At 66.3% G+C, this 8,119-nt stretch carries 7 protein-coding genes; 5 read left to right on the top strand and 2 right to left on the bottom strand.

What is annotated here, in order from left to right:
• Positions 1-218: 218 nt before the first annotated feature.
• Together BVE01S_RS10050 and nhaA are read right to left on the bottom strand one after the other, a co-directional pair.
• Positions 219-2,858 carry a TonB-dependent receptor gene (locus BVE01S_RS10050; RefSeq protein ID WP_066626983.1) on the bottom strand — a complete coding sequence of 880 codons (2,640 nt, stop codon included), beginning with the start codon at positions 2,856-2,858 and terminating at the stop codon, positions 219-221.
• A 203-nt stretch (positions 2,859-3,061) separates the two neighbouring features.
• Positions 3,062-4,306 carry a Na+/H+ antiporter NhaA gene (gene nhaA, locus BVE01S_RS10045; protein WP_066627016.1) on the bottom strand — a complete coding sequence of 415 codons (1,245 nt, stop codon included), beginning with the start codon at positions 4,304-4,306 and terminating at the stop codon, positions 3,062-3,064.
• 215 nt (positions 4,307-4,521) lie between these two features.
• Here nhaA and BVE01S_RS10040 point away from each other — a divergent pair, with 215 nt between their 5' ends.
• From BVE01S_RS10040 to BVE01S_RS10020, 5 genes are all read left to right on the top strand, one after another.
• A complete protein-coding gene (locus BVE01S_RS10040; protein ID WP_066626980.1) occupies positions 4,522-5,934 on the top strand; it encodes a protein adenylyltransferase SelO in 1,413 nt (470 codons plus the stop codon).
• 123 nt (positions 5,935-6,057) lie between these two features.
• Entirely contained in the window at positions 6,058-6,585 is a 528-nt protein-coding gene (locus BVE01S_RS10035) for a DUF2975 domain-containing protein (protein ID WP_066626977.1), read from the top strand.
• A 12-nt stretch (positions 6,586-6,597) separates the two neighbouring features.
• Positions 6,598-6,816, top strand: a complete 219-nt coding sequence (locus BVE01S_RS10030) for a helix-turn-helix domain-containing protein (RefSeq protein ID WP_039244779.1) — start codon at positions 6,598-6,600, stop codon at positions 6,814-6,816.
• Between the two features lie 210 nt (positions 6,817-7,026).
• Positions 7,027-7,443 carry a DoxX family protein gene (locus tag BVE01S_RS10025; RefSeq protein ID WP_066626973.1) on the top strand — a complete coding sequence of 139 codons (417 nt, stop codon included), beginning with the start codon at positions 7,027-7,029 and terminating at the stop codon, positions 7,441-7,443.
• A gap of 190 nt (positions 7,444-7,633) precedes the next feature.
• A complete protein-coding gene (locus BVE01S_RS10020) occupies positions 7,634-8,116 on the top strand; it encodes a MerR family transcriptional regulator (RefSeq protein WP_039244783.1) in 483 nt (160 codons plus the stop codon).
• The last annotated feature ends 3 nt before the right edge of the window (positions 8,117-8,119 follow it).

Genomic DNA, 8,119 nt, shown 5'->3' with positions numbered 1-8,119 from the left:
GAAACGGCGACAGGGGGCCCTCCGGGCCCCCTGTTTGCGTTTGGCGTTTCATCATCACGGAGGCGAGAAGACGCCCCGCTCTCGCTGCGGCGAGTTGAGGACACATGTCGGGCCGCCTTCGAGACCGGACAGCCACGACCCTTGACCTTAGCGCCTACGAAAAAGGGCCGGCCGGTTTCCCGGTCGGCCCTTGGTCGGTCAGCCTCGAAGGCCGGCGATCAGTATTTGACCTTCAGCGTCACGCCGTAAGTGCGCGGGGCGCCGAGGTAGGCGTTGTAGGTCGCCGTGTCGGTGGCCTGGTTGTAGAATGTGCCGTTGGCTTGCGGCGTCGTGGTGTTGGTGAAGGCCGTACCCTGCAGCGGCGCGGCGAAGCCGACCTGGGTGTATTCTTCTTCCAGCAGGTTCTGGCCCCAGACCTCCAGCGTCCAGCGCTCATCCGCCGAACCGATCGAGACCCGGCCGTTGACGACGGTGAAGGCGTCCTGGTTCTTGTACGGCAGCAGGTCCGAGCCGGTGTTGTATTCGGTCGAATACTTGGCCGACAGGTTGAAGCCGCCGCGCAGGCCGCCGCCCAGTTCGCGGTCGAACGCCAGGGCGCCGGTCAGCGACCATTCCGGAGCGAAGGACGCACGCGCGCCCGGCAGCAGCGACAGCTGCGGGAAGCGGCCGGGGCTGGACAGGTCGCCGGCGCCGAACTGGCCGTATTTGGCGTCGGTGTAGGTCACGCCGCCCTGGAAGCTCAGGCCCTCGACCGGGGTGAACCAGACCATGTCGGCGTCGACGCCGCGCGAGGTCAGTTCCGGGATCGATTCCACCACGAAGGCGGTGCCCAGGAAGGTGTTCAGCTGGAAGTTCTCGAACTTCTGGTCGAAGTAGGTGACGTTCAGCAGCATGGTGCGGTCGAACAGGGTCGTCTTGACGCCCGCCTCATAGCTGTCGACGGTCTCGGCCTTGAAGAACAGCGAGGCGTCCGGCGTCACGCCCGTCTGCACCCGGTCCATATTGTAGCCCGCGCCCTTGTAGCCGCGCGCATACGAGCCATAGACCATGATCGACGGATTGAAGCGGTAGGACGCCTTGATTGTGCCCGACAGGTCGGTGTCGCTGAACTTCTCCTGGATCCGGCGACCGTCGTACTGCGGGTTGGACCAGGGCAGGCACAACAGACCGAGCGCAGCGGCCGGCGTGGCGACGTTGGCGGTGCCGGGGATCGGCGACACAGTGCGGTTGGCCGCGATCTGGTTGGCCAGGGCGCCGCCGCAGGCCGCGCCGTTGGTGCTCAGATTGTCCTGGATGCCCAGCAGGCGCTTGCTGTCGTAGGTGTAGCGCAGACCCAGGTTGATATCGAAGGCCTCGGTCACCCGATAGGTGTTGTTGGTGAAGACGGCGACCGATTCCGACTTCTGGGAATAGTGGTCTTCATAGGCCTTGCCGACGCCGAAGGTCGGGGCTGCGGCGCTGGGCGGCACCGCGCCGATCACGCACAGCGGCTGGCCCGCGGCCGCGCCGGCGGTGCCGACGAGGAAGCCGTTCGGATTGGTGAAGCAGCCCAGGCGCGACGGGCTGGGGCCGCCCACGGCCGCCGGCAGGGACGCCGTCAGCAGCAGGGAGGCGAAGGCGTTGTAGTCCGAGCCATAGACATAGCTGTCGTCGCGGTAGACGCCTTCCTTGGTGGCGAACAGACCGACCAGCCAGTCCAGCTTGTCCGAGGTGCCGGCCAGGCGGAACTCTTGCGTCAGGTTGTCGACGCCGTAGCCGTTCGACCCGTCGTTGGCGCGGTACAGGATGTCGGCGCCGGTGTAGTCCAGGTCCATCCCTTGCTGGAACGACCAGTCGCGCCACGAGGTCTGCGACGTCAGGGTGGCGTTGATGCTGGGGAAGTCGATGGTCGCTTCCGCCGACAGACCCATGTCCTCGATCTCTTGCGGCGTCTCGCGGTTGGAATAGGCCAGACGCGAGAAGGGCACCGTGCCGAAGCCGGCGACCGGCGGACGCTGGCCTGGGCCGTTCGGCGCCGTCAGGGCGGCGATGAAGGCCTGGGTCGGGCCGACGCGCGTCTGCACGGCGACGCAGCAGTATTCCTCGCGCTTGGTGTAGTCGGCGATCAGGCGCACCGAGACGTCGTCGCTGGGCAGGATCAGCAGCTGACCACGCGTGGTCCAGTAGTCCTGGGTCTGGTCGTCCTTGCGGGTGTTGGGGCCGTCGCCGTTGTTGACGTCGTAGAAGCCGTCACGCTCGCGGTGCGCGACGAACAGGCGACCGGCCACCTGGTCGGTCAGGCCGCCCGTGACGGAAACCGAACCGCCGATGGCGCCGAAGTTGCCGCCGGTCAGCTCCGCCGAGATCGACGGGTCGAACGACGGGCGCTCTGTGATGATGTTGATGACGCCGGCCGAGGTGTTCTTGCCGAACAGGGTGCCCTGCGGCCCCTTCAGCACCTCGATGCGGCTCAGTTCGCCCAGGTCGCCGAAGCCGACCGAGTTGCGCGAGCGATACACGCCGTCGATCACCACGCCGACCGAGCTTTCCAGGCCGGGGTTGTCGCCGACGGTGCCGGCGCCACGGATGCGCACGGTGGTCGAGGCTTCCGACTGGGTCGAGGTGACGGTCATGCCCGGCGTCAGGATCTGCAGATCCTTGATGTCCTGCACGCCGGCGCCGTCCAGCAGCTCCTGCGACAGGGTCGTGACCACGATCGGCACGTCCTGCAGGCTCTGCTCACGCTTCTGGGCGGTGACGATGATGTCGTCGACGCTGGCGGGCGCTTCCTGCGCGGCGGCGACGCCGGCGAATCCCATGACGGCGGCGCCCATGACGGCGGCGGACACGGTGGTCCTGAGTTGAAGATTGCGGCGCATAGGCGTCCTCCCGGCTGAAGCCGCGACGCCAGTGGCGATCGCAGCGTTTCCTGTTCCCTCGACGTCCCCTACGTGGGGGATCATTCGTTAGGGACAGGCTAAGCGCGGTTCGGGCCGACCGACAAGCGAGCGTTGTTACCCGCGACCATTTTTCGCCGTGGATTCGCCTTTGTGTGTCGAGGAAGCGACAGAAAACGCTGACGCTAGGTCAGTTTTTGCCCGTCTTTCGGCCCCAGAGGCTCCACCTCGGGCTGTAAGGCGGCGGGGTCGATCTCACGACCGCGACCAGCGAAACCCAGCACCAGGGCCGCCGCGATCGCGGACAGGATCGAGCCGCCGATGACGCCCAGCTTGACCTCGACCTGTTCGGGCGAATCGACCGCGCCGGGGAAGGCCAGAACGCCGATGAACAGGCTCATGGTGAAGCCGACCCCGCATAGCAGGGAGATGCCGTAAACTTGCAGCCAGCTGGCGCCCGTCGGCCGCGCGCCGATCCTCAACGCCGAGGCCAGCCAGGCGGCGCCCAGAACGCCGATCTGCTTGCCGAAGAACAGGCCCAGGGCGATGGCGATGACCAGGGGCGCGAACGCCTGCTCCATCGACAGGCCGGCGAAGGAGACGCCCGCCTTTGCGAAGGCGAACAGCGGCAGGACCAAAAAGGCGTTCCACGGATGCAGATCGTGCATCGCCTCTTTCAACGGGCTCTGACCATCTTCGGCGCGCCCCTTGATCGGCACGATCATGGCGAAGGCCACGGCGGTCAGGGAGGTGCTGAGGCCCGACAGCACCGTCAGATACCAGACCAGGGCGAACCCCAGCACCCAGAACGGCGCAGGAATGCGGATACGGTGCGCCGCGACCGCGCCGACGGCCAGCGCGCCCAGCGCCCAGAACAGCGGCGTCCAGTTCGCGCCCTCGCTGAACAGCACGGCGATCAGGGCGATGGCCCCGAGGTCATCGACGATGGCGAGGGTCAGCAGGAAGACCCGTAGCGAAGACGGCAAGCCCTTGCCGACGAAGCCGAAGATGGCCAGCGCAAAGGCGATGTCGGTGGCCAGCGGGATGGGCCAGCCGGCGTGCGGCGCCCCGATGGCGCCGGACAGCAGCAGATAGACCGCCGCCGGCCCCGCCATGCCGCCGAGCGCCGCCAGCACCGGCGTCGCCAGCTTCTTCGGGTCGCTGAGTTCGCCGCGCACGATCTCGTATTTGATCTCCAGCCCCACGACGAGGAAGAAGATCGCCATCAGACCTTCCTTGATCCAGTCGGAGATCGTCTCCTCCAGCCGGATCGGGCCGATCTGCAAGACGTGGTAGCTCTTCAGCCAGGCGAAATAGTCGGCCGACCAGGGCGAATTGGCGATCGCCACGGCGGCGATGGCGGCCAGCGCCAGGGCCGAGCCGGATGCGGCCTCGGTCTTGAGGAAATCGAGTGTCAGTTTGCGCGCCACGGCGGCCTCCAATCGAACGGAAGTTTCGTCGTGACGCCAGGTTATCGACGGGCGTCGGACCGGATTCGTCGCTCGAGCGTCGAGCGCGCCAGCCTGGCCGCGCGGAGCGACCTGATCTCTGCGCACAAGAATACGGAACCTGAAAGAAGGTTCAACCCCAACCGTCGCCGTGAGACGACTTGCGAAACCGGCGCGACCGCCGCACCTAGACTGCCATGCCCGTGTCCCCCGCCTATCGCCCCGAACCGCGCTTTTTTGATTTGGGCGCGGACTATGCCGATGCGGTTCAGCCCGCCGACTTTCCGAGGACGATCCTGCGCTTTCGCAACGACCGCGCGGCGACCGAAGTCGGGCTGGATGGGCTGAGCGAGGCGGAATGGATCGCGGCGTTCGGGCGGTTCGAGCCTCTGCCTGGGCAGCCCGGTCCGATCGCCATGCGCTATCACGGGCATCAGTTCCGGCACTACAATCCCGATCTGGGCGACGGGCGCGGGTTCCTGGCGGCGCAGATGCGCGACGCCTCGGGTCGGCTGATGGATTTGGGAACGAAGGGCACCGGCCAGACGCCCTGGTCGCGCGGCGGCGATGGGCGGCTGACCCTGAAGGGCGGGGTGCGCGAGGTGCTGGCGGCGACGATGCTGGAGGCGCAAGGCGTCCCGACCAGCCGCGCCTTTTCGCTGATTGAAACCGGCGAGGCGCTGGAGCGCGGGGACGAGCCGTCGCCGACGCGGTCGGCCGTGCTCGTGCGACTGTCGCACAGCCATGTGCGGTTCGGGACGTTCCAGCGCGCGGCCTATCTGGGACGCAGGGACCAGATCGAGGCGCTGATCGAGCATGTGCGCAGCCTGTATCACCCAAACGTGGCGGCCGGCGATGCGCCCGGCCTGCTGCGGGCTGTCGTCGAGGCCTCGGCGAAACTGACGGCGCGGTGGATCGCGGCGGGCTTCGTGCACGGGGTGCTGAACACCGACAATCTGAACGTCACGGGCGAGAGCTTCGACTACGGCCCCTGGCGGTTCCTGCCCGAATACGACCCGGCCTTCACCGCCGCCTATTTCGACCAGACGGGCCTCTACGCCTTCGCGCGCCAGCCCGAGGCGGTGTTCTGGAACCTGACGCAGCTGGCCGGATGTCTGAAACTGGTCGCCGAGGTCGAGCCTTTGACGGATGCGCTGAACGGCTTCGGTCCCGCCTATATCCACGAGCTGCGCGCCGCCTTTTTGATGCGGCTGGGCGTCCACAGCCTGGGCGAGGCGGCGGATCAGCGGCTGGTCGATACGACCCTGGCCCTACTGCGCGAAGGCGGCGCGGCCCTACGGTGGGAGCCGCTGTTCTTCGACTGGTTCGGGGGCTTCGCCTCCTCGGCGCGCGCCTTGTCGGGACCGCGCGCGAAGCATTACCAGGGCGAGGCCTTCGACGCTTTCCGCTTCGCCTTGATGGAACACGAGCCCGACCGGATCGAACGGCTGGAACACCCGATGTTCGCGGCGCGCGAACCGGAGGAGATGCTGATCGACGAGGTCGAGGCCATCTGGGCCGCCATCGCGGACGCCGACGACTGGACGCCCTTCCAAGCCAAGCTGGATCGACTGGAGGCGGCGCGTCTGGCCTGGGGCTTCACCGCCTGAAGCCGAACCTTACGAAAGCTTCATCTCGTTTATCGATAATGTTCTTGCCCGTTTATCGATAAATCCATATCGATAGTCACCAAGGCGGTCGCGGAGGGCGACCCGAATGGAAGGGCTTTCGAGATGAAGATGATCGGCAAATATTCCGTCGCCAGCGCCCTGCGCTGGCTGCTGGGCTTCGTCAATGTGTTCGTGATGATCGGCGCTGTCGCCACCATCCTCGTCTTCCTGTTCACCCTGATCGTGCCCAGCTTCGGTGCGGGCCTGATCGACGGACTAAAGGGCGCCCACGCTGATCCGAACAACACCCTGCAATGGACAGGTCGCCTGACCTTCCTCGGCGCGGCGATGGCCTGCGGCTTCACCTGGTGGATCATCAACAGGCTGCGACGCATCCTGCTGTCGGTCAATCAGGGCGACGCCTTCGAGTTCGCCAACGTCAAACGGCTGCAGGGCGTGGGTCTGGGCCTGATCGGCATTCAGCTGACGGCGCTGCTGCTGGTCTTCGTCGCCCCGCAGAGCATCGGCCAATCGCCGTCCGACTATGACTTCGACCTGGGCTCCTGGCTGGGCATTCTGGTGGTTTTCATCCTGGCCGAGGTGTTCCGGCAGGGGTCGGCCATGCGCGACGAACAGCTGACCACGGTCTGAGGAGCGCGCGCCATGATCATGATCCAACTGGACCGGCTGCTGCTCGAACGCCGGATGTCCCTGACCGAACTGTCCGACCGCGTCGGCGTCACCCTGGCCAATCTGTCGATCCTGAAGACCGGCAAGGCCCGCGCGGTGCGCTTCTCCACCCTGGACGCCCTGTGCCGCGAACTGGACTGCCAGCCCGGGGACCTGATCGTCCAGACGCCGGGGCCGCAGCCCGAAGACTGAAATCGCGCGTCGCAAATCCTTGTGGGGCATTGGGAATCGGCCCAATGCCCCCGCCCCGTAACAGAAAGTCATCAGCTGATGTCATCAGTTGATGTCATCGCATGATGACAACCGTCTGAAGCGCCGCTATATAGGCTTCAGCGAACGGCTCCCCGGGGAACGCCCCAAGGCCGGATCGCAGCCGTTCATGACCTTCAGGCGTCCTCCCCGATGACCACCTCGACCTTTACCACCGCGCCGTCGCGCAACCGCGCCGCCTACGCCAACATCGCCCTTTGGACGCTGCAGGGCTGGATCGCGATGTTCTTCATCGCCGCCGGCTACGCCAAGCTGACAGAGCCGATGACCAACCTGATCAATCTGATGGGCTGGCCCGCCGTCGCGCCCGAGAACATGGTGCGCGGCCTGGGCGTGGTCGAGATCGTTCTGGCCATGGGCGTGCTGAGCCCGCTGATCTCGTGGCGGGTGGGTCGCCCCCTGCTGCTGACGGCGGCGGTCGGCCTGATCGTCATGGAAGCGACCATGATGATGATCCATGCGCTGAGCCAGGACTTCGGACTGGCGGCGGTCAACGCCGTCCTGCTGGCCATCACCGTCCCCGTGCTGCTGGGCCGCCGCAGAGCCTGAATGCTGCAGCGCCTGATTGAAAGAGATCGAACGCCGGACCCCTCTCCCCCCTGCAGTCCGGCGTTTGCGCCCGGAGCTTCCCCCCAGGCTCCGGGCTTTTTCATGCCTGATCGTCGGCGCGAAAGAAAAGCTTACCCTTACGTGCGCGTAAGCCTCTTCCCTTTACGCGCACGTCAAGTTATGAAGACGTATGGCCACCGCCGACGACCACCGCACCTACTCCATTCGCCAGCTGTGCCGCGAGTTCGGCGCCACGGCGCGCGCCCTTCGATTCTATGAAGACAAGGGCCTGCTGACGCCCGCGCGCAAGGGGCAGACCCGCGTCTATGACGCGCGCGACCGCGCCCGGCTGAAACTGATCCTGAGGGGCCGCCGCATCGGCTTCACCCTTCAGGAGATCCAGGACATGATGGATCTCTATGATCAGAAGGATCACAACGTCCATCAGATGGCCGTGGCCCTGGTGCGGCACCGCGCCCAGATCGCGGCGCTGAAACAGCAGCTGGAAGATATCGAAGGCGCCATCGAGACGGCCGAACAGGCCTGCGCCTGGATGGAATCCAAGCTGTCCGAACACCGCCCCGACCTGCTGCCGGGCGCCGAAGATTATGAGAAGCTGCTGCGCGCGCGTCTCAACCACGACCACCACCACCCCTTCAAAGCAAGAGCGTAATCC

The sequence above is a fragment of the Brevundimonas vesicularis NBRC 12165 genome (genome assembly GCF_001592205.1).
GTDB lineage: Bacteria > Pseudomonadota > Alphaproteobacteria > Caulobacterales > Caulobacteraceae > Brevundimonas > Brevundimonas vesicularis.
Note: the sequence above shows the minus strand (reverse complement) of the source record. Positions and strands in the feature narration are given on the sequence as shown.